Consider the following 22,863-nt stretch of genomic DNA (forward strand, 5'->3'; position numbering starts at 1 on the left):
TATGTATCTATTTCAAGGCGTTGAGTCGATTGGCAATGGCATCGATCTCTTGGCTCATGCGGCTAAGATGGCTTGAATCGCTGGCGTTACTACCGGTGAGTTCCTGCAACCGAGACACAAATTGGCTCAAATCATGAGATACTTTTTGCTGCTCGCCAGCTGCCACAGAAATTTGAGTCGCCTGATCGGTGATTTGAGAGAAGGCGTTAACGACTTGTTGCAAGTGACTCGCCGTTGACTCTGCTGTTTCTACTGCACGAATCGTTTCGCTATGACCTAGTTCCATGGAGCTGACAGATTCTTTCGACGCGATTTGTAGACGTCCTAGAACTTGTTCGATTTCCACGGCAGAGCTCTCGCTCTTCGCGGCAAGGTTACGCACTTCATCCGCAACCACTGCAAAGCCTCGACCTGTTTCTCCGGCTCTGGCTGCTTCAATGGCAGCATTTAGTGCCAAGAGATTGGTTTGCTCGGCAATGGCCCGAATAACGCCCAACATGCCGTTTGCTTGGCGACTGTCTTCGTCTAACTGAAGAATATTAGCTTGTGCTTGTGTCATGGCGCTGGTGAGAGAACGCATTGTTTCGATGACGGTATTCATCTCATCGCCGCTGCTGCGTACATCTTTGTGAATACGTTCAACCGTTTCTCTGGTTTCATTGGCGTACATAGCCACATCGTGAGAGGTCGCGCCTAGCTCCTCCGTCGCAGCTGCTAATGTGGTGTTTTCATCGCTTAGGCTATTGGCTTTGTTCAAGAAGTCATTACTAAATGTGCTTAAGCGTCCAGCATCTTTCACGAGATTGGCGGATTCAATATGAATCTGTTCTAGTAGTTTTTTCAGTTTATCGCCATAGGCATTCACTGCCTGACGTAAATCGCCTAGTTCATTTAATTTGCCAACTTCAAGTTCTTGGGTGCTGCCGCCATCCGCCAGTTCTTGAATTTGCTGTGTTGTTTGATTGATCTTGCCAAGCAGACTACGGAAGTACGAAATGGCAATGATACTAACAACGATCAATAAGGCACCAATGACGATCATTAGGAACAAGCCCATGCTCTGAGCGATCTCTGTCATTCTTTCTTTAGGAACAACTAAGCCAATAGTCCAACCGGTTTGTGGTTGCTTAAAAAGATCAACATAAGCAGCGCCATCTAAGATGTCATCATGATCAAGTGCGATAACTTGTTCTACAGCGCTTATTTTTGTTAGGGCGGGTTTTAACCATGGCAGCTGATTACCAAGCTCAGTGGCTGTTAACATACTGCCATCGTTTTTGACTAAATTGGCTTTACCTTTCGGGAAGCTCAGGACTTGTCCAGTTTGGTCAATAGCAAAAACATAACCTTGGTTTTCACTTCCGTATTGCTCAAGGGTCTTGGTGATGCCATCCAGCATCATATCCACTGTGGTTACACCGGTGAACTTATTGTTCTCTTTCATTGGAATGGTACAAGTTACCATTGGAATCTTTGTTACTGGATCAATATAGGCTTCAGACCAGGCGCAGCGATTGACCGGAGACGTTTTACCAACGGTATACCAACCTTCGTTGTGGTAACCAGAGCCTGCTGGGTCATTGTAATCGTCCAGATAACTCATCTTAGAGCCATCGCGGCCCCAGAAAAAACTACGACGCTGCGTTCCTTGAGTAAAAGCAGAAGGTTCTGGCCAAATACCACCACCGGCGATACTTTTGTCGTCATGGTTATTAATAATGCTGGGGAAGACTTTTTTAAACAGCGCTTCGTCTTTCGGGAGTTCGGCACTAGCCAAAGCCAGAGTGCTGGTGAGTAATTGGATCTTTTCTAGCTTGGCACTGAGTAATTCACTCAGACCTTTTTGATTAACGGAAATTTGTTGTTGGCGTTCTGCAGTTAAGTCGGGTTTCACTTTCGTTTCTATAACAAGATAAATACTGGCAAGAGCGAGTAAGAGAATAACCACTAAACCAATATTAATCTGCTGTCGAATTCTAATAGGTGATTTCATAACAACCTCAATTCTTTGCGACGTGGGGGTAACTAAGACAATAGTCTTATATAAAGACTGAGATCAAGCGCATTTTTTACACAATTTATACAAAGGTGCTTTTATTTTAACCTCGTTATTGTTAATACAATATTTCAACGCCTTGATAACTTAGCGAGCTGAGTAAAGAAGAAGACGGTTTTTGGTCGGTAATTACACAATCATAATCGCTCATTTTTCCCCATAAACATCGGGATTCAGTATCAAACTTTGTACTGTCGATAACTAAAACTCGATAATGGCAATGTTCAACCAAGGCTTCTCGCGCCATGACCTCATCGTCAGTAAAATCAAATAAATGTCCCTGTTTGTTCACCGCTGCGACAGAAAAAATACCAATGTTCGCTCGGTAGCGCTGGAAAAAACGCATGGCGTCGCCACCTATGACATCTTGATCGCGCATTCTTACTCGACCACCTGATATGGTGAGCTCGCAGTCCGGGTGCTCACACAAATTACGTGCGGCATGAAGATTAGTGGTCATCACTTGTAAGCCCTGAAAGAGCGAAAGCTGGTTGGCGACTTCTGCCACGGTTGAACCACTGCCAAGAAAGATTGATTGATAGTCCGCCAACTTGCTCACACAAAGGTCGGCAATGTGCTTTTTTCCGGCCGCATGGCGGATTCGTCTTTGATCAAAACTAATGTTCTCGCGATGAGGAAAAGGGATCACTTCACCATGGCTGCGCAATACCAAGCCTTTTTCGGCTAATAGCCTAATATCCGATCGAACGGTTTGCACTGAGACCGAAAATTCGTCGGCGACGGCCTGTAATGTTTGGCGTCCTTGCTTATTCACCCATTGCACGATGTCATAGTGCCTTTTGTTCATAGTGATTCAGTCCTTTTTATGAAGCTTTTTAAATGAAGATCGTCGAAACGAAAGCAAACCAGCATTAAACGAAATTTTTTCGTCACTATAGTGTCAAATTATGTCGGTATTGTTGCAGCTCACTTATCAAAAAGAGAGTTTCACCATGACCGTTAAGAAGACCTTGTTGCTATGTGCTGCGGCACTTGCTTTTCCTCTTTCCGTACAAGCTCAAGATGTTTTGACCTTGTATACCAGTCAGCCAAACCAAGATGCGCAAATGACGGTGGATGCGTTTGAAGCGGCCAATCCAGATATAAAAGTGGAATGGGTGCGTGACGGAACGACCAAATTAATGACGAAGTTGCGCGCGGAATTATCCTCTGGCGTGGTGAAACCCGATGTACTGCTTATTGCTGACAGCGTGACCATGGAATCTATGGTGTCTGATGGCTATTTGTATTCCTACATGAGCCCTAATCGCGATCAATACGAAGATAGTTTGTACAGCAAAGATGGCTATTATTACGGCACGAAACTGATTACTACAGGCATTGTTCGTCATAAACAAGCGCCGCAACATCCAACGGATTGGGCTGATTTGGTCAAGCCTGAATACAAAAACCAAGTAGCGATGCCAAGCCCTTTGTATTCTGGTGCTGCGCTGATTCATCTTGCGACGCTAACTGCTGACAAATCACTAGGCTGGAATTATTTTGAGCAATTACATGCCAACCAAGCGATGGCACAAGGCGGTAATGGTGGCGTACTAAAAGCGGTGGCATCAGGCACCAAACCTTATGGCGTGATTGTGGATTTTTTGGCAATACGTGAAGCGGCAAAAGGCTCTCCGATTGAGTTTATCTTCCCTAAAACGGGCGTCACCATGGTGACTGAGCCAGTGGCGATCATGAAAGAAGCTAAAAATAAAGCTGCAGCGAAACGCTTTGTAGACTTTCTCTTATCAAAAGAAGGCCAAGCCTTAGTATTAGAGCAGGGCTACTTACCGGCTCGTAGTGACATTGGTGTGCCAGAAGGTTTCCCTAAGCGTACAGATATTCGTTTGATGCCATTCGATGCGGCAAAAACATTGCGCGACAACGAAGCGAACAAAGAGCGCTTTAGCAAAATCTTTGAAGGTTAAGAAAGATGACACCTTCGTTATTAAAAAGACGTTTTATGGATGGAGCCTCCATGGATAGCCAGTTACGCTGGTTGTCCATTGGACTCTTCTTATTGATTGCTGCGTTAAGTGTATTACCCAGCCTGCGTTTATTGGTAGAGGCTTTGAGTCATACGGCCTTTTCTAACTCCTCACCTATGGCAGAAGTACTACGAAGTGAACGTACTTGGACTGCTTTACGCAATAGTTTCTATACCTCAGGGTTAGGGACGCTCATCGCGGTGATTTTAGGTTGCGGCTTTGGCTTTGTGGTGACTTTAACGAATATTCGTGGTCGCGCCATTTGGGTGTTTTGTTTTATGTTGCCGATGATGATTCCGCCACAAGTGACGGCGTTGAGTTGGTTGCAACTGTTTGGTCCAGCGAGCCCCATTTTAAATACATTAGGCTTCGCGCCAGCGTTGGGCAGCCCACAACCTATGTATTCGGCAGAAGGTATTGCCTTGCTGTTAGGTATACAAAGTGCGCCCTTGGTGTTTCTGGCTTTGCGTACCCAGCTTATTTCATTGCCGCAGGATTTATTAGAAGCGGCTCAACTATCTCGTGCTTCTCAGTTTCGAATTTGGGTCGATATCATCCTGCCTTTGTGTCGTAGTTCGATTATCGCTGGCGCTGCGCTAGCCTTTGTTTCTTCTTTGGGTAATTTTGGTATTCCGGCGATGTTAGGGATTCCAGCAGGTTACATCGTTTTACCAACTTTGATTTATCAGCAAATGGCAGGGTTTGGTAACGATATGCTTAGCCAAGTAGCGGGCTTGTCGATGATTATTGCTTTGTTGGTGTTAGCGGGCATGTTGTTGCAACAATGGCTACAGCAACGCAGTTGTTATTCCTTGTTAGGCCACACGGCGCAGTCGCTTTCTTTCCGTCTTAAGCAATGGCGTTTGCCCCTCGAAATTCTGTTGGCTTTGGTATTGTGTTTTATCTTGGTCGCACCGCTATTTGCTTTGATTGTGAGCTCATTGGTGCCTGCTCTCGGCATGCCATTGAACGCTGATACCATTACCTTTGCCGCGTTTTACGAAATGATTGGGCGGCAAGGCGTTACTTCCAGAGCTTTTAAAAACAGCGCGTTTTTGGCTTTTTTCAATGCATTAGTCTTGATGCTGGTGTCTTTGCCATTGGGTTATTTATTGATGCGTTTGCCAATGCGCACCAGAGCGGTGATCGCCAGTTTGATCGAAGTGCCTTATGCCATCCCTGGCATTGTATTAGCCATTGCTTTTATTTTGTTGTTCGCCAAGCCTTTGCCTTTTATAGAGGTTAGCTTGTACGGCACGTTGGGCATTATTTTCTTGGCGTATCTTTCGTGTTTTTTGAGTGTGTGTTTGAAGCCAGTATTAAGCGCTATGTCGCAGATTGATCCGGCTTTAGAAGAAGCCGCTCAATTGGCAGGCGCAAGGCCGATACAGCGCCTGATTGACATCATTTTACCGCTCACTGCACCGGCCTTTTTTGCCGGCGGCTTATTCGTGTTTTTGATTTCCATTAACGAGCTGACGGTATCGGCTTTGTTGTGGAGCGCAGGCAATGAAACCCTCGGTGTGTTGATTTTTAATCTCGATGAAAGTGGCGACAGTGTGTTGGCTTCGGCCATTGCTGTGCTGGTGGTTTTACTGGTCGCAGGGCTAATGAGTTTATTGAGTTTGGTGGCCCCTCGTCTGCCCAAAGGAGTGATTCCATGGCACGGTTAATATTGGATGGTGTTGAAAAATCTTTTCATGGCGCACCAGTTGTAAAAGGTTTGAGTCTAACGATTGAGCCAGGTGAGTTTGTCGCCTTACTCGGGCCAAGCGGCTGTGGTAAATCGACCATTTTAAGAATGCTGGCAGGATTTGAAAATGTTTCAGGTGGTCAAATCATTCATGGCGATGACTGTCTTTCCAGTTCGACACGTCATGTGCCAACAGAAGAAAGAAACTTCGGCATGGTGTTTCAGTCCTATGCGCTTTGGCCGCACATGACAGTGAAAGAAAACGTCGGCTACCCGCTTAAAGTGCAGAAGACGCCAACAGCTGAGCGTAACAAACGCATTAACGATGCGTTAGACATTGTTCAGTTGAAAGAATACGCCGATCGTTTGCCAGCGCAACTCAGTGGCGGCCAGCGTCAGCGTGTGGCGTTGGCGCGTAGTTTGGTCACCGAGCCTGATGTGGTGTTGTTTGATGAACCACTTGCTAACTTAGATAGACATTTGCGAGCGACGATGGAAGAAACCTTCCGCGCCTTTCACAAACGTACTGGCGCGACTATGGTGTATGTCACTCACGATCAATCCGAAGCCATGTCATTGGCCGATAAAATTGCCGTGTTGAATAAAGGGCAGCTGGTGCAATGGGGAACGCCTCAGGAACTGTATGCAAGGCCAAGAAACACTTGGCTAGCGAATTTTATTGGTCGAGGTTCTGTGTTGTCGGTCACTGCAGTTGCGCCTGCGCAATACGTCAGTGGTACCAATTTGCACGCGTTGATTCGTCAGCATTCGCCGGACAAAGCGGCCAGTTCTGTGCTCGTGCGTCCGCAAGATATTCATTTCGTCAGCGCGAACGAGTCGGCACTGACGGGTAGCGTTCACAGCTGTATTTTTCGTGGCGAGCGTTACGATATTGAATTGACGCTAAAGGATGGTCAGCGCTTACTCGCGTACAGCGATGTGCCGATGACGCTAGCAAGCCAGCATCAGGTTCGTCTTGGGCAAGCTTGGTCGCTTGAGAGTGAGTCATGAGGGTTAGCATTGATATTCTAAGTGGCGCAGGAAGAAAAACCGCCGCCGCGATTTTGGTGACCTACGAAATGGACAACCAATCCAAACCGATTCGCTTTTTACTCGACGCGGGCGGCGCGTTAGAGGTAGGTGAAGACAAAGGCTGGACGCAACCAGATCACTTAGACGCGATTTTTATTTCCCATGATCATCAAGATCATATGGGCGGTTTGATCGATATTGATAGTAAGGTTCCGGTCTACGCCACTTCACCCGTTCAGCAGCAATTGCCAACGCATTTGAACCTTCATACCTTACCTATTTGTGGCTCGACGAATGTGTCTGGCATAAAGGTGACAACCGGTTCGGCAGGTCATTCCTTTGGCGGTGTGTGGCTGCATCTTGATATGGGTGAGGGCGTATTTTACAGCGGCGATTTCAGCCTCGAATCTGGTTTGTATCCTTTTACAATGCCTCCGCATGCCAGTGTTGCTTTACTCGATGCGTCTTACGGTTTGTACGACAATTCATTGGAACAATGTAAAAACGCCTTGCTGCATTATCTGAAGGACGAGCGCGCCTTGCTGATGCCAGTTCCTCAAACTGGACGAGCGTTAGAAATGGCATGTTGGTTAACTTCGTTAGGCTTCCATGATTGGACTCTAGGGGAAGATTGCATTGCGCCTGAAACTGTTTTGGCTGGACCTGAAGGCAGTGTTTGTGCCGATATTCGACTTGTCTTGGAAAGCATGAAAAGCCAACAGTTTAATCCCAATGCCAAAGTGGTGTTGTGTGGTGATCCTGATGGATTGAGTGGTGAAGCGGCTGTTTTATTGCAACAACCATCGCGATATTTGCCGGTTTATACCGGACATTTGCCAGAACACGCTCGTCAGGCCGTGAGCGAAGACAGGGCGCATTTTGAACGCTGGAATGTGCATCCGCGTAAGCAAGATCTAAAACTGCTGGTGGATCATCTTGGTTGCCGTATTTGTGTTCCACTTTTTCACACCATGAAAGACCTAAATGAGTGGCGACAGGCTCTTGGCCCAAGCGTCACTGCAGATTCTTATATTGAGTTAGATTATGACTTTACTTTCTAAACCTTTTGTCTTTGCTCGCCATGCGCAGAGTGTATTTAACGCCACGTTTCGTATCGGCGGTTTTACCGACAGTCAGTTAAGTGAAACCGGAATTCAGCAAGCAAAAGACGCGGCGCCAATATTAAGCGCCATTGATTGGAGCGTTGTGGCAACCAGTACTTTGAAACGTACGCAAGAGACCGCGTTTCATGCGGTGCCAAAGCAAACCATTATGGCTTATGAGCAACTCAAAGAGCGTAATTGGGGCGACCTTGAAGGCTGCCCGATAGAACAGCAATTACCTTATGACGTGACGCCACCGAATGGTGAATCTTGGCAAGACTTCGAGACTCGTGTGCTGAGCGCATTGAATGAGATCCTCAGCGAGCATTCGTGGCCTCTGATTATTGCGCATTCTGGCGTTTATCGAGTGCTAAACAATGTTATCAACGGCACGCCGTATTGCCCAAGAATCGGCAACGTTACTCCCATTTCTTTTGTGCCTAGCCAAGATGAAAACAGCTGGGAAATTACCCCTTTTAAAGGAAGCTTTATATGATACCAAATGCCGTAATTGTGGATTTAGATGGCACTCTTGCCGAGTTCGATCATACTGAAGTAGCCCATTGGGTGCTTGGTGCAGAAAAGCATTGGGACCCTTTTTTTGAACACATGAAACATGCACCAGTGATCGAAAATGTGTTGCGTTTGGTCAATATTCTCAAGCAACAAGGTCAACATATTTTAATTTGCAGTGGCCGTCCTGAGTCCCATAAACAGCACTCGGTTGAATGGATTCAAAAACACCAAATTCCGTGCGATGGCATTTATCTACGCCCAGATAATGCTGATGCCTTGCCAGACGAGGACGTTAAAAAAGCCTTGTTGGAGAAAATCCACGAAGATGGTTTTACGCCTTGGTTGGTATTGGACGACCGCGATGCTGTGGTTCAAGGCTGGCGTAACTTAGGGCTGACTTGTCTACAGTGTGCGCCGGGGGATTTTTAATTAGAACGAAGCGCCAAGCAACATTGAATAAATAGCAGATTTTATCTTCATGGCTAGCCTTGTTATCTAGCTCGCGCTAGCATGAGTAAATTTTCTTTGGAGCTTGGCCCATGTTTCAACTTGTTCTTCTTAGTAATCAACAGCATATTGATGTTGCTAACCTTTCTTTATCTGCAGAATTAATGGGTTTACCGAAAGATATTCCGATTAGCGTACAGCAGACTTGCCTTATGGGCGGCAAGCAAACCGGCTCACGTTTGATCACGTTGACCGTGGGCGATTCTGTGGTTCGCGTTGTGCCGACTCGTGGCATGGCGGTTCTTGATGTTGTTAGGAAAGATACGACAGGAAAAGAAGTGCGATTTGGTTGGGACTCGCCGGTTAAAGAAATCGTTCATCCAAGCTTTGTTAATCAAGAAGCGTCCGGCGGCATTGGTTGGTTAGATGGTTTTAACGAGATGATAGTGCGTTGTGGTTACCAATGGGCAGGGCATCCCGGTCAAGACGGCGATGAATTTTTGACATTACATGGTCGTATTCAGAACACACCTGCAGACGAAGTGGTTTTAGAGGTCGAGCAAGTACCGCCATATCGTGTCACCCTGCGTGGCCGAGTCGATGAAAAACGCTTCAAGTTCACTAATTTCGAGCTGCAAACTGTCTTGTCACTGACGCCAGATGAACCTTATTTATTGGTTGAAGATACCTTGACCAATAAAGGTAGTTATCCGCGCGAATACCAAGCGATTTATCACAATAATTTTGCTCAGCCGATTTTGGAAAACGGCGCACAACTGCATGTTCCTATGGCGGAATTATCGCCGTTTAATGACTATGCCGCTGGTGGTTTGAGTGATTGGAATAAGATGCCAGCGCCAACGAAAGACTTTGATGAAATGGTGTTTAACATTCGGCCAGTTAGTGACGAGAAAGGTTTTTCTTATGCCTTATTGCACAATGCAAATGCGAGTAGTGGCATAGAAGTGAGCTATCAAACCGATACCTTGCCAGTGCTTACCGTGTGGAAAAATACGGACACACTGGAACAAGGTTATGTGGTGGGAATCGAGCCGGGCACTAGCTTTGCTTATAACCGATCTTATCAGCGCGATTTAGGCTTGGTGCCGACGATTGCCGCTGGGGAATCTAAGCACTTTGTAGTGCGTTTTGGCTTGTTAACGGATAAAGATCAAGTCAAAGCGAGCGTGGCGAATATTGCCCAATTACAAAGCAGTCAAACTGCTCAAGTCTTATCTACGCCGATTGTGCGCCTTGGTGAAGCATAGACGTTCGGGAATAACGCTCCCAGTCGCCTGCTTCCATATACGGAGCATGGTCTAGAGATTTGTTGTACACGTAAATCCAGCCACGACCGTAAGGCGAGAAAACACGCTTTCTTATGTATAGAGAGCTATCTGGCGCCTTTGGGTCATAACCTTCTAGTTGATCCAAAGACGCGAGTATTTCGTCTGAGACGTCATACCACTCGACTCGGATGCGACCACTTTCGTCGTGAGTTGAGGTAATGGCTGGAAAGTCTCCTAAATTGTGCATGCGAAACCCCGTCAGCCAACCTAGACCGATGCGCTTGCAGTCGGCAAGAAGTTCGTGATTATTTAGCCCCTCACGAAGCGTCCCATATACAGCAACAATGTTTGTAGGCATGTTGAATTCCATCTAATTACAATTAAAGTGTAGAAGATGAACTTGCTTAAAGGTCATTTCAAGTCTTGTACAAGTAAATTACATTGCCATGACACAACCTTGATGTATTCATGAAACTACTGGCATTCGAACACTTAATCTCAGCCTTTTTCGAGGCTTTGAGTTTCTAAATATTGACGGTGCGATCTTTCATGATCAAGCAACCAGCGTTTGCGCTCTAATCCACCCGCATAACCGGTTAAACTGCCGTCTTTACCAATCACTCGATGACAAGGAATAACAATGGCAACACGGTTCATGCCATTGGCTCTGGCGACAGCTCGCACAGCTTTAGGGTTATTCAATCGAGTGGCTTGTTCTTGGTAGCTGGCGGTTTTACCAAATGGAATGGTGCCAAGCATTTGCCAGACGGCATTTTGGAAGTCGGTTCCTGGAGTATGAAGCGGTACACTAAATTCGGTTCTCTTACCTAGAAAGTACTCTTCTAGCTCTTGCTTGAGTTGCTTCATGTGAGCATTCTCTCCCGCCATAATCGGTGCTTTTAAACGACGCTGTAAGTCTTCAAACTCGGTTTCTAACATGCGTCGGTCGACAAATTCCAATAGACAAATTCCTTCGTCAGTGGCGCAGACAAACATAGGGCCAATGGGCGTTGTCAGCCTATCGATTAAAATCACAGCATTCTCCAAATTTAGGGTCGGCGCATGGCCAAGTAATTTTTTAAAAGTGTAACCGAAACCACTTAAAGAATCGTAGCCTGAATCTAACGCGGTATTGGTGGCGCTCTTGCCTGTTTTTAATTCTTGAAACGCATAATTAATACGATACATGCGCTGAAAGGTTTGAAAGGTCATGCCGTAATGTTGATTAAACCAACGACGCACAAAGATGGGCCGTATTCCAGATTCTCTCAACTCTTGGTCGGTGATTTTTGCCTTAGTGCAGTCTCGCACAAGGTTCATTGCGGCTTGCACTTCATAAGGCGCTTCATGAGCATTTTCAGTGGGTCGACAGACTTTACAAGGGCGAAAACCTGCGTCCATTGCGTCTTTGAAATGAGTGTAAAACTCCACGTTTTCACGCTTTGGTTTACGTGCTCGACACGTTGCAATGCAAAAAATAGAAGTGGTTTTGACGGCGACAAAAAACACGCCGACAAAACTGGGTTCACGGTTTAGTAAGGCTTGATAATAATCATCGGCTTGTTTTTCATCTGTTATTAACATGCGTTTTTCCGTTGCTGAATAATGGTTGGTGTTTGTTGTGAAAGTGTTTATTAGAGAAGGTTAGTTTGATTCTTAACGAAGCAACAACCGAAAACTGGACGAGCATTTTTTATTGTCTTTTGTTCGATCACAGATTGTTTCTAATTATGAAATAGAAGCTTGCGGAATAGCTGATATATCTTGTTTTATAGAAAGAGTAGAGTGTTACTATATTTTTTGTTGAGTTTTTATAAGGATGTATGATGAACACTTCTATTTTGATACAAGAACCTAGAGTATCTGAGCGTTTGTTTTTACTATTTCATGGGGTTGGGGCAACGCCTCAGAGTTTATCTCCTTTGGGAGATGTTTTGGCTAAGTCTTTTTCTCAAGCCGCTATAGTGTCTGTTCAGGCACCTGATGCCTCTGATTTCGGACAAGGCTATCAGTGGTTTTCAGTACAAGGCGTGACAGAGGAAAATCGTGTTGAACGCATTGAAGCCGCGATGCCAGCCTTTATTGAGACAGTAAAATATTGGCAGCAAAAAATCGGCTTAAGTACGGAGCAAACGACGCTAATTGGATTTTCCCAAGGCGCCATTATGTCCTTGTCTTCCATGCAGATGGTCGAGGAAACGTTAGCGGAAAAAATCGTTTCTTTATCTGGGCGGTTTGCTATATCTCCCAATAAACAACCCATCAATAACACGCAAGTGCATTTTATCCATGGAAATCAAGATAATGTGATTGACTATCGCTTGTCACAATTAGCGCATGAGGCCTTAAGGGCTCGCGGTGTAGCAAGCACATACGATCTTATTCCCCATCTTGCTCATAGTGTCGATCAAACTGTTGCCACTTGTTTGCTGCAGCGTTTATAACTTCATTTCCGTTGATTATAAAAAAACCTAACGCACGTATTTATGCGTTAGGTTTTTTTGTTTCTATGGTCTCTAAAATTAAGACTGGCTAGATTTAAAGCGTCCTACCATGACTTTTAATTCATCAGACAGTTGGTTTAATGCGGTTGCGGTTTGGGCAACTTGATTTGATAAGTCATTGGATTTGATGGTGCCATCATGAATCACGATGACATTGGTATTAATTTCTTCAGCAACCAAATGTTGTTCTTCCGCTGATGCGCTGATTTGAATCATCATGTCCTTAATCTCTAGTACTGAACTAAGGATTTTTTCAAAGACCTGATGAGTCTGGGATGCCAAGACGACTGAATCTTTTGCTACGCTCACACTGTTGTTCATTTTCGTCGCGGCGAAGCCTGTTTGTTGCTGTAATTTACTAAGCATTTTATCTATTTCTTCAGTCGATGCTGCAGTACGGCCAGCAAGAGTGCGAACTTCATCTGCGACCACGGCAAAGCCGCGACCTTGTTCACCGGCACGAGCGGCTTCAATCGCTGCGTTCAATGCGAGAAGGTTGGTTTGCTCTGCAATGGCTTTGATGGTGTCTAGAATCCCCACAATGCTTTCAGATTCTTTGGATAGCTCGATCATACTCTCGTTGGAACTATGAATTTCTTTTTCGAGTCCGTGTAACGAGTCCATTGTTTGCTGAATCAGTTTATTTCCTTCTTTAACCTGTGTTTCACTGTTTTCAGCTGCCGCTGCGGCACTACTGCAGCTAGATGCTACTTCATTGGCTGTCGCTACCATCTCGTTAAACGCTGTAGAGACATGATCGACAGAATTTACTTGGTGGGAAACCACGCCATTGAGTTCTGATGATAAATTCTCAGACTGGTGTGCAACTTGGCTAATTTTTTCGCATGAAGACTTGGTGTGGCCAATGATACTGTCTATTGAGGACACGAATTGATTAAATGCGGATGCCATTTGGCCTGCTTCATCTTTACTTTTCACCTCTAGGCGTTGTGTTAAATCGCCTTCACCATGACTAATGTCTGTGAGTCTGTCGGCCATGTTTTTGACAGGCCGAATAACAAGGCTAGACAAAGTAGCGCCAATCACCATAAAAATGGCAATCATCACCAAGGAAATGATGACAATAGTGACGATTAAACTGTTTGCTTGTGCATAAATAACCTTGCTGGGAACCAGGCCAATAAATTTCCATTTTAGTTCCGGTGATGTATACACTTTCGCAAACCAAACCTCGCCATCTATTACTAACTCTTGAGGCTTGGTTTCATCTGTAAGTGAGGCGTAAGGGCGTGATGCATCAGCGATGGATTTAAAGTTATTTGTCGGGTCAGAAGGGTCTGCTAGAACAGTGTTGGTATCTTCTATCATGACCACATAGCCTTCACCACCAAATTTTACTTCAGCTAGCAGCTCTGTGAGTTTTTTTAACGTCACGTCTATACCCACAGAACCATAAAAACCATTCTGTCCTTCAAAACGTTGTAAATAATCAACAAGAGGCGCATTCGTCGAGCTGTCTCGATAGGCTGGGATGCGTATAGGGGATCGGCTATTAATCGACTGCTTGTACCAGCCTCTTTCTAAAGGATTATAATTCTTAGAATTTTTGCCTATTGGCCATTGTAAATAGCCCTTATCGTTTGATCCTAGCCAAATATAGGTTAAATCAGGGTGTGATTTTCCGAATGCATCCATCAGAGCAAAGGCTTCTTGCTCTAGCTCTGAATTTTTGTCAGGAGTCATGATTTCTTGGTTTGGCTGGTCTGCATAACTTTTGATACTACCAGGAGAGAGTCTAGTGAGCGCATTTGATTGTGCGAAAAATGCGACATTTTCAGCTAAGTTGTTTAAATACATGGAAAAAATAGTATCTACATAGCTAATTTCTGATTGGCTTTGTTGCTCGAAATTCTGAAGGGCGTTAGCGCGAATATTCTTAATAATGACGGCGGATACGATAAATACAGGGAGTATTACGCCTGCTGCCATTAGGGCAATAATCTTAGATTTAACTGTCATGGAAACCTCTTTACTTAATACATCCAATAAAAGTAAGGAATGTCGGAGCTTTTAACGAGCAGAAAACATCCTATTAAATAGCGTTTTCTTTGGAGTTACATTCCTTGTAATTCTTGAGCCTGAAAATAAGCGATTTTGAGGTCTTTGTCTTGTTATTTTCTATTTTATTTGAAAGTTAAAAATTGAAAAACTGGCACAGCAAGTGCTTATATATTCTTTTCAACTCTTGGTTAGGTAAAAACTTATGAAGTTCACTGCGTCATTTTTATTACTCGTATCCACTATGACTTACAGCGTTATAGCGCAAGCTGATCGCTTGGAAGATATTCAAAAGCAAGGCTATATCACGGTTGGCACCACGGGGGATTACAAGCCTTTTTCGTATTACGATGGCAGCACTTTTTCAGGTTACGATATTGATGTGGCTAAGTATTTTGCGACGGAAATGGGTGTAGAAGTGAAATTTGTGCAAACGACATGGAAAGATTTATTAGCCGGTTTGGATAACGACAAATACGATATCGCCATGGGCGGTATTACACGCCGAATTTCTCGCCAAATGGCGGCAGAACAAAGCCAAGGATACATGACGTTTGGTAAATGCTTCCTTGTTTCACAAGGTCGTGAGTCCTTGTTTGATACGCTAGAAAAAGTGAATCGTCCAGAAGTAAAAGTGGGCGTGAATATTGGCGGTACTAACGAAAAGTTTGCCGATCAGTTCCTTACTAAAGCGACGATCGTGCGTTTTGAAAACAATCTAGATGTACCTAAAGCCGTCGAAGCAGGCAAAGTGGATGTGATGGTAACAGAGACACCTGAAGCGCTTTATTATCAAGTCATTAACAAGAAACTGGATGCAGTACGTGAAGACAATCCGTTCACCAAAAGCCAATTCGGTTATTTGATTCCAGAAGGTGAACAGCGCTTGTTGAATACTGTTAATTTCATGATGGATGAGATGAAATTAAAAGGTGTTGATGAAACCTTTATGGCGAATAACTCGCTTAAATAAATTATTTATTGTCGGCTCAACTTATTCTTAACTGATTAAGTTGGGCCGTTTTCAATTCTTCCGCCCAAATTATCTTTTGTCAGCTCGCCCAATACTCCTTATTATTCGCTCCTCTTTTTATTCTTTTCCGACTCGCGCAAGAGTCATTTAAGGACAATGTTATGGATTACAGTCTATTCACTGTGTCTCTTTTGATCGGTACAGGTTTTATTGCTGGCATTATTAATACTTTGGCGGGCGGCGGTTCCAACCTGACCTTGCCTGCTTTGATGGTCATGGGCATGCCTGCTGACATCGCCAACGCAACAAACCGCGTTGGCGTGTTTTTACAGAATGTGGCAGCGACCTTCGGCTTTCGCAAAGCGAAGAAGCTTGATAATGCTGACATCTTGCCAGTAATGATTCCGTCGTTACTTGGCGGCGTGGTCGGTGCGTTTGCTGCCAGTTATGCGCCAGAAACTTGGCTTAAACCTTTGCTATTGAGCGCCATGATTGGCATGACGATTATCATGATTATTCGTCCTACCATGATTGCGCCACCAGAAGGTACTGTGCCGTTTAAAGTATCGGAAAAGCCAAGTGCTTGGATCGCTTTGTTTATTGCTGGTGTGTACGGTGGCTTTGTTCAAGCAGGTGTGGGGTTTATCTTGATTGCCGCTTTAGCAGGCACCTTGCGTTACGACCTAGTTCGTACCAATGCGCTAAAAATGGTCTGTACACTTGGCTTTACCGCGTTGGCATTAGGCGTGTTTATTTGGAACGACCAGATCCTTTGGATTCCTGGATTAATCTTAGCGTCTGGCACTATGCTTGGCTCGTTTCTCGCGGTGAAATTGGCCATAAAGGCCAACCCGAGTCATCTAAAATGGTTCCTTTTCATCATGACAGTTTGTGGTAGCGCTGCAGCCCTTTTGAGTGATTAAAGATATTTCTTCTTTCTAATGCTTTGTGGGAAATGGTGATTTATTAAAAATAAAACATCGTTTTACTTTGTTGGTTTTCCTGATAGTCTATTCTCCTATACAGAAAGCATAGCTGTAGGTTGCTCTTTGTATGCTGCCAATAAAAATAACAATGCGATTTGAAAATACGCACGGCGAGTGTTCTTGATCTGCTTATTTTCAATGTCTTTGGAGAATAAAATGAATAGAAAAATTTTAGCTGCGTCTTGTATGGCGGCTAGCTTAATTGCCGGATGTTCAGCTGTGAGTACGGATAACACGTCACAGAAGCAGTCAAATACTGGAAAGAATAGTATGACGCAAAATGTGGCGCGTGTTGTTCTTCCTCTTAACGACGGCTGGGCGGCAGCCGAAGGGCAAGTGACGGGCGGTGCGAATGCACTTGATGCTCATATTTATACCGTCAGTAGTCGAAAAGCCTTCGTTGATGCATTAAAAGAAGCGGGTAACCTCCCTAAGATTATTCAAATTAGTGGCACGATTAACTTATCATCTAATGATCAAGGTCGTGAGCTGACTGAATCAGATTATCGTGTTGCACCTTATAATTTCGAAGATTATAAAAATGCTTACGCACCCTCTGTGTGGAATATACAACCACTTATTAAAAAACGCCCAAATAGGGATTTAACCGGCCCTCAAGAAGAAGCTCGTTTAGCCTCGGCTAAAAAACAAAAAGACCAAATTGTCATTGATGTCCCTTCAAATACCAGCATCATAGGTTTAGGTAAAAACGCAAAAATCATTAAAGGCACCTTGCAAATTAGTGCAGGCGTTGAAAACGTCATCATTCGTAATATTACTTTTGAAGACGCGTTTGATTATTTCCCCGGTTGGGATCCAGGTGATAGTTTTAAAATTGACACCAATTACCCTGGCTGCATGGAGGAATATACGGATGCTTCACATGGGCCACAATTATGTCCAGGAGGTCGTTGGAATTCAGAGTATGACTTGATCTCTATCAACGGTGGTAAGCGTGTTTGGATCGATCACAGCACTTTCTCTGATGGTGATCGCCCAGACTCCATGTTCCCGCCAGTCTATCCATTCCCACAGAATGAAATTACACAAAAAGTTCAGCATCATGATGGTTTGGTTGATATCACTAATCAGGCGGATCTAGTGACGATTTCTAATAGCTATTTTCACGATCATGATAAGGCTTTCTTGATTGGTAATAGTGATGGAAAAACCGCAGACACTGGCTATTTACGAGTTACCTTGCACGGTAATTACTTTAAAAATGTCGGTCAGCGTATGCCGCGTGTTCGTTATGGCAAAGTGCATAGTTACAACAATTACTTTGTCGGTAATGCAGAAGGCGATGGTGTTGGTGCAAATGCTTACGAGCGCCATTTGAATTCGTTGGAACATAAGCCTAAGCACAATATCGTTCGCCAAGCATTGGGAGCAGGTAAAGACTCAGCGATATACTCAGAAGCCAATGTGTTTGAAATCAAAAATGGCGATGCTTCTCATGCTATCGGTAATATGAAAGGGAAAGTGGCTTACGATCAGGGGTCCATGTTCAATGGCGAAATGATTGATATCGTTGAAGAAGCGAACAAAGCCAGTGGCAAACCTCTTTCTAAAGAGGTGGGCTGGACGCCAACCTTATATGGCCCAACGCCAGTATTGCCTGCCGCAGACGTGATTGACTACGTTAAACAAAACGCAGGAGCTGGCAAGCTATAGCAATGAAAAAATAGAGCGTGTTTTCACTTATGCCGATGTTATTTCAATCGAAATACATCGGCTTTTTTGTTCGTTCTCTCCAAAAACACAGTATTTATTAGCTATAAAGTGGGCTCTTTACAGCCAAGCTATTAGCTGCACAAAAATACAATGGACAAAATTGGCAGTCATTTAAACTAGAAGCTCTTTACTACTATTTGTCATGATTAAGCTCTAACATTAGACGCGCTATCCTTAGAAAAGAGAACACTATGTATTTGCCAAAACACTTTGAAATAAACGATCAAGAAGAGTTGCTCGCCTTTGTTAAAGCCTTTCCTTTCGCGACGTTAGTTTCTAATGGTGATGACGGTTTAAACGCCGAGCATATTCCTATGCTGGTTCATGCCGATGCAGAGAATAGAGTTGTCTTGCAAGCCCATATCGCCAAGGCCAATAAGCTTTGGCAGAGCCTAGCGAACCAAGCGGATGTATTGGTTATTTTCCAAGGCGAAAATGCTTATATAACACCGAATTGGTATCCCTCTAAAAAAGTAGATGGCAAAGCGGTGCCAACATGGAACTACCGAGCGGTTCACATCAAAGGCACAATAAACTTTATCCATGAAGCCGAATGGAAGTTGTTGTTATTGGAAAAACTCACCAATATCCACGAGCAGAAACAACCTGCACCTTGGTCTATCTCCGATGCGCCACAAGATTATATAGAACAGCGGCTTGCTGGCATTGTTGGTGTGGAAATCACCGTGACCGACATTCAAGGTAAATTCAAACTTAGCCAAAACCAAAGTGTTGAAAACAAAAACGGCGTATGGGATGGATTGGCGCAAACGCAGCATCCGATGATGGCTGTGATGCAGAAAATATCTGACTAAGTTTCTTTCGCTGATAAAAGTCATTAGGTCATATCGTTGTTGTTAACGCTTTTCCATTTAACTTGGTTTTTGCCATTATGTTTTGCAAGGTATAGAGCTTCATCAGCTGTTGTGAATAAAGACTCAAAACTAAGGTCTTTTTTAGGTGTAATAGAGGCGACTCCAGCGCTGATAGTGACAACATTTTTATCTTTCTTATGGCAGGTGATGGCCATTTTATGCACTTCGTCAATGCATTTATTAAGGCGCAGTAATGCTTCTTTTTTGGTCGTTTTGGGCATAATAGCGACAAATTCTTCTCCGCCATATCGCGCCACTAGATCACCATTATGTTTAAAGTTATTACTTAGAATAGCGGCAACTTTTTGCAACACTTTATCACCAGCTGCATGACCGTAAAAATCGTTATATTGTTTGAAATTATCAATATCGATAACGGCTAAAGATAAGGTCTCGTTAAGCTCTCCCATTAACTCCCATTCAGATCGAATGGTTTCTTCATATTTGCGCCGGTTGGCCAAAGACGTTAATGGATCTATGGTGCTTAAGCGTTCTAATATGCGGTGTTGATTAATGAGTTTAAGATGCAAGGCAACCCTAGCTTTTATGATCGAAGCATGTATTGGCTTTTGAATGTAATCACTGGCGCCGAGTAAAAGTCCCTTCTCTTCATTTTCTATGTCATCCAATGCGGTGATAAAAATGACTGGAATATCGCATGTCCTTGCGTCTTGGCTTAGCTTGTTCATTGTTTCGAAGCCATTCATCTCTGGCATTATAACGTCGAGTAGAATTAAGTCCGGTGAAAATTCTAACGCTTTACGGACGCCTTGCTCTCCGCTTTTTGCCATTATAATGTCGACTTCGTCACGCAAAATATCACTGATGATTTGTAAGTTGATTACTTCGTCATCGATAATAAGGACACTAAATGCATTGGGCATTCTAACTACCTGGCAATTTGATTAAAATTTGACGAACAAGCTTCGCCGCACGTTCATACTCAATATCGTTAATATTCTGTATTATTTGAATAATATCCTTGTCATATTCAGTGTTCTTTGACTCTTGTTGTAAAACATGAAAATAATTCTCTACTTGGAAGTTACTTTGCTCTAGCAATGGAAGTACTTGTCTAAGTGTTGCCTCAAAATCAATTTTCAAATCAACATTATCGTGCTCAGTTTGGTCAAATACAAAGTTTAGCTCTACTAAAAGAGCTGATAGCTTGCTGTTGACGATTCTTAAAATAGAATCGTCAACATGCTCATTTTTAAGCAGCTTACGCTCTATGACGACGCAATCTTGGAAAATAGCTTGGGCACCAATATAAGCCGAATTTGATTTCAACGAGTGTATTTCGTTGAGCAGGTTGCGGTTAGCTAAAGTTAAAAATAAGACGTTAGGGGTTTCTAAGTAGGATTTATATTGTTCCCAAAAGGCACGCACTATTTTTAAATAGAGTGCTGCATCATTTTTTAGAGAATCAAGGGCTTTTTCAGCCTCTAAGCTACTTATCTTGTAAAGTAGAGAGAGCGCATTGTTCAGTGTTGACTCAGCCGTTACTGGTACAAGGTCGACCTTTCTATTTTCTTTATTACGTACCAAGTATTTATTTAGTGTCTTATAAAGTAAGTCCGCTGGAATGGGTTTAGGAATATGGTCATTCATTCCCACAGCTAGGCTTTTTCCCTTATCTTCTGGAGAAGTGTGAGCTGTCATGGCAATAATCGGCAGATCATAGCCAAGATCCATGCTGCGAATAAAGGCCGAAGAGGTTAATCCATCCATGACGGGCATTTGTATATCCATAAGGACAAGGTCATATTGAGTATCCTTAATTTTATCAATGGCGACTTTTCCGTTTTCCGCGCAATCGACCAGAACGCCAGTACTTTTTAAATAGCCCAATGCGACTTGCTGATTAATAGGGTTATCTTCAACAAGCAAAATATGAAAACCAGAAAACTCAGGTGTAGGTGCTATTGTTTTATTTGATATGGCTATTTTTTCAATGCTAAAAAACTGATTTATTGCATCGAATAACGACGACTTTTCAATGGGTTTTTCTATGAATTGACGAATAATGCCCGCATCTAAGTGTTGTTGAACATGATGCTTTTCATAGGCTGATATCATCAGGATGGGAGGTGCTAATTCTCTGAATAATGCTTTTATTTTTTTCGATGTCTCTATTCCGTCTATATCTGGCATTTGCCAATCCATAAAGACAACATCGAAGGCAACATCAGATTGGCGAATGGCATCGATGGCTTCCCAGCCACTCCCCACACAGGTGCTTTTTATACCAAAGCCGTTTAATAGCTTGGCTAGAATGTCTCTGGATAGGGGGTGATCATCCACCACTAGTGCGTTAAGCGTGTTTGATGCGTAGATTGTTTCAACCTTTGGCTGGTGATCTGGTATTTCTAAAGGTAATACGACAGTGAAAGTTGAGCCCTTACCAATTTCACTGTCTACTTTGATTTCCCCATTCATTAACTCACATAGCTGACGCGTGATTGTTAATCCTAACCCTGTTCCACCATAGACGCGTGTGACACTGTTGTCAGCCTGTGAGAAGGCAGAAAAAAGTTCTTCTAGCTGCTCAGATGGAATCCCGATGCCAGAGTCTATCACTTCGCATTGCAGCAAAATATTATCGTCATTTAATCTATTACAGCCTAAGCGGATAATGATGGTGCCGCTCTGGGTAAACTTAATCGCGTTGCTCACTAAGTTGACCAATATCTGTTGAATACGAAGTGGATCCCCCAATAAATATTCTGGGATGTCATCAGATATGTCTGTGATTAACTCGAGCTTTTTCGCATGGGCTGCGAATATATTCATGTTGACTGTGGTCCGAATTAACTTCTCCGTTGAGAAACTCACAGACTCAGCGATTAATTTACCCGCTTCTATTTTGGAAAAATCCAGCACATTATTTACCAGACTAAGTAGGATATCGCCGGAGTCTCTTATTTTTTGCAGGTAGTCTTGCTGCACTTCATTAGGGGAAGTATTGAGAGCCAAATCGCTTAAACCGATGACCGCGTTAATAGGCGTACGGATTTCATGACTCATCCTAGCGACAAACGATGATTTCGCTTCGAGTGCTTCTTCTAGCTCCGCTTTAGCGAGTTCCAGTGCGGCTGTTCGTTCCCTGACTTTTGCATCAAGGTTGTCATTTATTTGTTTCAGTCCAACATTGTATTCTTTGAGCTTCTGACCTGCTTCAATGGCCATTTTTTCGGCAGTCTTTATTTTGGTTGTTTCATGGCTGATACCACAAATAAATAAAGGCTTATCTTGCTCATCAAAAATAGGTACTAACAAGGTGTTGTAAAATAAATCTGTTCCATCCTTTACGGTAAATTGCTCTATTAAAGTAGGTTTTTTTCTGGCAATGGCTTCCTGATAAGTACTGTAAAAACCTTCGACAATCTCTTCTGGAAACATGTCTCTAATACTGTTTCGGTGATAAATTTGGTGCGGATCAATCCCCATTGCAACACGGGATGCGGCATTATTATCATAAAGGGAAAACTCGCCACCCTCTTCGACAGCAACGATAAACATGAGATCGTCAGAATGGCTCCATAATTGAAAAAGGCATTCTTTAATCATTAAATCATGTTCTTCTTGATCAAAAAGCTCACTAAATTTCATGAAACCTCCGTGTTAGCGATAAGAATATAGCGA

General features: G+C 43.6%; 19 protein-coding genes. 12 read left to right on the forward strand and 7 right to left on the reverse strand.

The annotated features are described in order from the left end of the window. Positions 1-7 precede the first annotated feature (7 nt). Both CYL31_RS01125 and CYL31_RS01130 read right to left on the reverse strand, forming a co-directional pair. On the reverse strand, positions 8-1,993 hold the full coding sequence (locus CYL31_RS01125; protein ID WP_212917174.1) for a methyl-accepting chemotaxis protein: 1,986 nt from the start codon (positions 1,991-1,993) through the stop codon (positions 8-10). A gap of 121 nt (positions 1,994-2,114) precedes the next feature. After that, on the reverse strand, positions 2,115-2,864 hold the full coding sequence (locus tag CYL31_RS01130; protein WP_212917175.1) for a DeoR/GlpR family DNA-binding transcription regulator: 750 nt from the start codon (positions 2,862-2,864) through the stop codon (positions 2,115-2,117). Positions 2,865-3,009: 145 nt separating this feature from the next. Here CYL31_RS01130 and CYL31_RS01135 point away from each other — a divergent pair, with 145 nt between their 5' ends. The 7 genes from CYL31_RS01135 (at position 3,010) to CYL31_RS01165 (ending at position 10,106) form a co-directional block, all read left to right on the forward strand. Further along, positions 3,010-3,987, forward strand: coding sequence for an ABC transporter substrate-binding protein (locus tag CYL31_RS01135; RefSeq protein ID WP_212917176.1), 978 nt, complete (start codon positions 3,010-3,012; stop codon positions 3,985-3,987). Positions 3,988-4,037: 50 nt separating this feature from the next. After that, positions 4,038-5,720: an ABC transporter permease gene (locus CYL31_RS01140; protein ID WP_212917177.1), complete on the forward strand. Its 1,683-nt coding sequence runs from the start codon at positions 4,038-4,040 to the stop codon at positions 5,718-5,720. After that, the gene (locus tag CYL31_RS01145; protein ID WP_212917178.1) at positions 5,708-6,751 is read left to right on the forward strand and encodes an ABC transporter ATP-binding protein; all 1,044 of its coding nucleotides are present in this window, start codon (positions 5,708-5,710) and stop codon (positions 6,749-6,751) included. Before CYL31_RS01140 ends, CYL31_RS01145 begins: the two co-directional genes overlap by 13 nt. After that, complete coding sequence (locus CYL31_RS01150; RefSeq protein WP_212917179.1) at positions 6,748-7,833, forward strand: MBL fold metallo-hydrolase; 1,086 nt, start codon at positions 6,748-6,750, stop codon at positions 7,831-7,833. The genes CYL31_RS01145 and CYL31_RS01150 overlap by 4 nt, the downstream gene beginning before the upstream one ends. After that, entirely contained in the window at positions 7,817-8,371 is a 555-nt protein-coding gene (locus CYL31_RS01155) for a histidine phosphatase family protein (protein WP_212917180.1), read from the forward strand. Before CYL31_RS01150 ends, CYL31_RS01155 begins: the two co-directional genes overlap by 17 nt. Beyond that, positions 8,368-8,820, forward strand: coding sequence for a phosphatase domain-containing protein (locus CYL31_RS01160; protein ID WP_212917181.1), 453 nt, complete (start codon positions 8,368-8,370; stop codon positions 8,818-8,820). Before CYL31_RS01155 ends, CYL31_RS01160 begins: the two co-directional genes overlap by 4 nt. 110 nt (positions 8,821-8,930) lie before the next feature. Then, positions 8,931-10,106: an aldose 1-epimerase family protein gene (locus tag CYL31_RS01165; RefSeq protein ID WP_212917182.1), complete on the forward strand. Its 1,176-nt coding sequence runs from the start codon at positions 8,931-8,933 to the stop codon at positions 10,104-10,106. Here CYL31_RS01165 and CYL31_RS01170 read toward each other — a convergent pair. Further along, entirely contained in the window at positions 10,075-10,485 is a 411-nt protein-coding gene (locus tag CYL31_RS01170) for a gamma-glutamylcyclotransferase family protein (protein ID WP_249411653.1), read from the reverse strand. The genes CYL31_RS01165 and CYL31_RS01170 overlap by 32 nt on opposite strands. A 140-nt stretch (positions 10,486-10,625) precedes the next feature. Continuing rightward, positions 10,626-11,711 (reverse strand): bifunctional transcriptional activator/DNA repair enzyme AdaA, encoded by a 1,086-nt coding sequence (locus CYL31_RS01175; RefSeq protein WP_212917184.1) that lies wholly within the window; start codon positions 11,709-11,711, stop codon positions 10,626-10,628. Between the two features lie 242 nt (positions 11,712-11,953). Here CYL31_RS01175 and ypfH point away from each other — a divergent pair, with 242 nt between their 5' ends. Beyond that, complete coding sequence (ypfH, locus tag CYL31_RS01180; RefSeq protein ID WP_212917185.1) at positions 11,954-12,571, forward strand: esterase; 618 nt, start codon at positions 11,954-11,956, stop codon at positions 12,569-12,571. Positions 12,572-12,649: 78 nt separating this feature from the next. On the opposite strand, the gene CYL31_RS01185 is transcribed toward ypfH, so the two are convergent. After that, entirely contained in the window at positions 12,650-14,611 is a 1,962-nt protein-coding gene (locus tag CYL31_RS01185; RefSeq protein ID WP_212917186.1) for a methyl-accepting chemotaxis protein, read from the reverse strand. Positions 14,612-14,855: 244 nt separating this feature from the next. Here CYL31_RS01185 and CYL31_RS01190 point away from each other — a divergent pair, with 244 nt between their 5' ends. The 4 genes from CYL31_RS01190 (at position 14,856) to CYL31_RS01205 (ending at position 19,158) form a co-directional block, all read left to right on the forward strand. Continuing rightward, positions 14,856-15,623, forward strand: coding sequence for a transporter substrate-binding domain-containing protein (locus CYL31_RS01190; protein WP_212917187.1), 768 nt, complete (start codon positions 14,856-14,858; stop codon positions 15,621-15,623). A gap of 161 nt (positions 15,624-15,784) precedes the next feature. After that, on the forward strand, positions 15,785-16,546 hold the full coding sequence (locus CYL31_RS01195; protein ID WP_212917188.1) for a sulfite exporter TauE/SafE family protein: 762 nt from the start codon (positions 15,785-15,787) through the stop codon (positions 16,544-16,546). A 219-nt stretch (positions 16,547-16,765) separates the two neighbouring features. Continuing rightward, positions 16,766-18,283 carry a pectate lyase family protein gene (locus CYL31_RS01200; RefSeq protein WP_212917189.1) on the forward strand — a complete coding sequence of 506 codons (1,518 nt, stop codon included), beginning with the start codon at positions 16,766-16,768 and terminating at the stop codon, positions 18,281-18,283. A gap of 251 nt (positions 18,284-18,534) precedes the next feature. After that, a complete protein-coding gene (locus CYL31_RS01205; RefSeq protein WP_212917190.1) occupies positions 18,535-19,158 on the forward strand; it encodes an FMN-binding negative transcriptional regulator in 624 nt (207 codons plus the stop codon). A 23-nt stretch (positions 19,159-19,181) separates the two neighbouring features. On the opposite strand, the gene CYL31_RS01210 is transcribed toward CYL31_RS01205, so the two are convergent. Then, positions 19,182-20,102, reverse strand: a complete 921-nt coding sequence (locus CYL31_RS01210; RefSeq protein ID WP_212917191.1) for a GGDEF domain-containing response regulator — start codon at positions 20,100-20,102, stop codon at positions 19,182-19,184. A gap of 1 nt (position 20,103) precedes the next feature. Continuing rightward, positions 20,104-22,830 (reverse strand): response regulator, encoded by a 2,727-nt coding sequence (locus CYL31_RS01215; protein ID WP_212917192.1) that lies wholly within the window; start codon positions 22,828-22,830, stop codon positions 20,104-20,106. Between the last annotated feature and the right edge of the window lie 33 nt (positions 22,831-22,863).

Source organism: Marinomonas sp. A3A (assembly GCF_018336955.1).
Taxonomy (GTDB): domain Bacteria; phylum Pseudomonadota; class Gammaproteobacteria; order Pseudomonadales; family Marinomonadaceae; genus Marinomonas; species Marinomonas lutimaris.

What these genes read in the sequence shown, in the direction of transcription:
- CYL31_RS01125 (WP_212917174.1), bottom strand. Translation starts at nt 1,993, where the DNA reads ATGAAATCACCTATTAGAATTCGACAGCAGATTAATATTGGTTTAGTG.
- CYL31_RS01130 (WP_212917175.1), bottom strand. Translation starts at nt 2,864, where the DNA reads ATGAACAAAAGGCACTATGACATCGTGCAATGGGTGAATAAGCAAGGA.
- CYL31_RS01135 (WP_212917176.1), top strand. Translation starts at nt 3,010, where the DNA reads ATGACCGTTAAGAAGACCTTGTTGCTATGTGCTGCGGCACTTGCTTTT.
- CYL31_RS01140 (WP_212917177.1), top strand. Translation starts at nt 4,038, where the DNA reads ATGGATAGCCAGTTACGCTGGTTGTCCATTGGACTCTTCTTATTGATT.
- CYL31_RS01145 (WP_212917178.1), top strand. Translation starts at nt 5,708, where the DNA reads ATGGCACGGTTAATATTGGATGGTGTTGAAAAATCTTTTCATGGCGCA.
- CYL31_RS01150 (WP_212917179.1), top strand. Translation starts at nt 6,748, where the DNA reads ATGAGGGTTAGCATTGATATTCTAAGTGGCGCAGGAAGAAAAACCGCC.
- CYL31_RS01155 (WP_212917180.1), top strand. Translation starts at nt 7,817, where the DNA reads ATGACTTTACTTTCTAAACCTTTTGTCTTTGCTCGCCATGCGCAGAGT.
- CYL31_RS01160 (WP_212917181.1), top strand. Translation starts at nt 8,368, where the DNA reads ATGATACCAAATGCCGTAATTGTGGATTTAGATGGCACTCTTGCCGAG.
- CYL31_RS01165 (WP_212917182.1), top strand. Translation starts at nt 8,931, where the DNA reads ATGTTTCAACTTGTTCTTCTTAGTAATCAACAGCATATTGATGTTGCT.
- CYL31_RS01170 (WP_249411653.1), bottom strand. Translation starts at nt 10,485, where the DNA reads ATGCCTACAAACATTGTTGCTGTATATGGGACGCTTCGTGAGGGGCTA.
- CYL31_RS01175 (WP_212917184.1), bottom strand. Translation starts at nt 11,711, where the DNA reads ATGTTAATAACAGATGAAAAACAAGCCGATGATTATTATCAAGCCTTA.
- ypfH (WP_212917185.1), top strand. Translation starts at nt 11,954, where the DNA reads ATGAACACTTCTATTTTGATACAAGAACCTAGAGTATCTGAGCGTTTG.
- CYL31_RS01185 (WP_212917186.1), bottom strand. Translation starts at nt 14,611, where the DNA reads ATGACAGTTAAATCTAAGATTATTGCCCTAATGGCAGCAGGCGTAATA.
- CYL31_RS01190 (WP_212917187.1), top strand. Translation starts at nt 14,856, where the DNA reads ATGAAGTTCACTGCGTCATTTTTATTACTCGTATCCACTATGACTTAC.
- CYL31_RS01195 (WP_212917188.1), top strand. Translation starts at nt 15,785, where the DNA reads ATGGATTACAGTCTATTCACTGTGTCTCTTTTGATCGGTACAGGTTTT.
- CYL31_RS01200 (WP_212917189.1), top strand. Translation starts at nt 16,766, where the DNA reads ATGAATAGAAAAATTTTAGCTGCGTCTTGTATGGCGGCTAGCTTAATT.
- CYL31_RS01205 (WP_212917190.1), top strand. Translation starts at nt 18,535, where the DNA reads ATGTATTTGCCAAAACACTTTGAAATAAACGATCAAGAAGAGTTGCTC.
- CYL31_RS01210 (WP_212917191.1), bottom strand. Translation starts at nt 20,102, where the DNA reads ATGCCCAATGCATTTAGTGTCCTTATTATCGATGACGAAGTAATCAAC.
- CYL31_RS01215 (WP_212917192.1), bottom strand. Translation starts at nt 22,830, where the DNA reads ATGAAATTTAGTGAGCTTTTTGATCAAGAAGAACATGATTTAATGATT.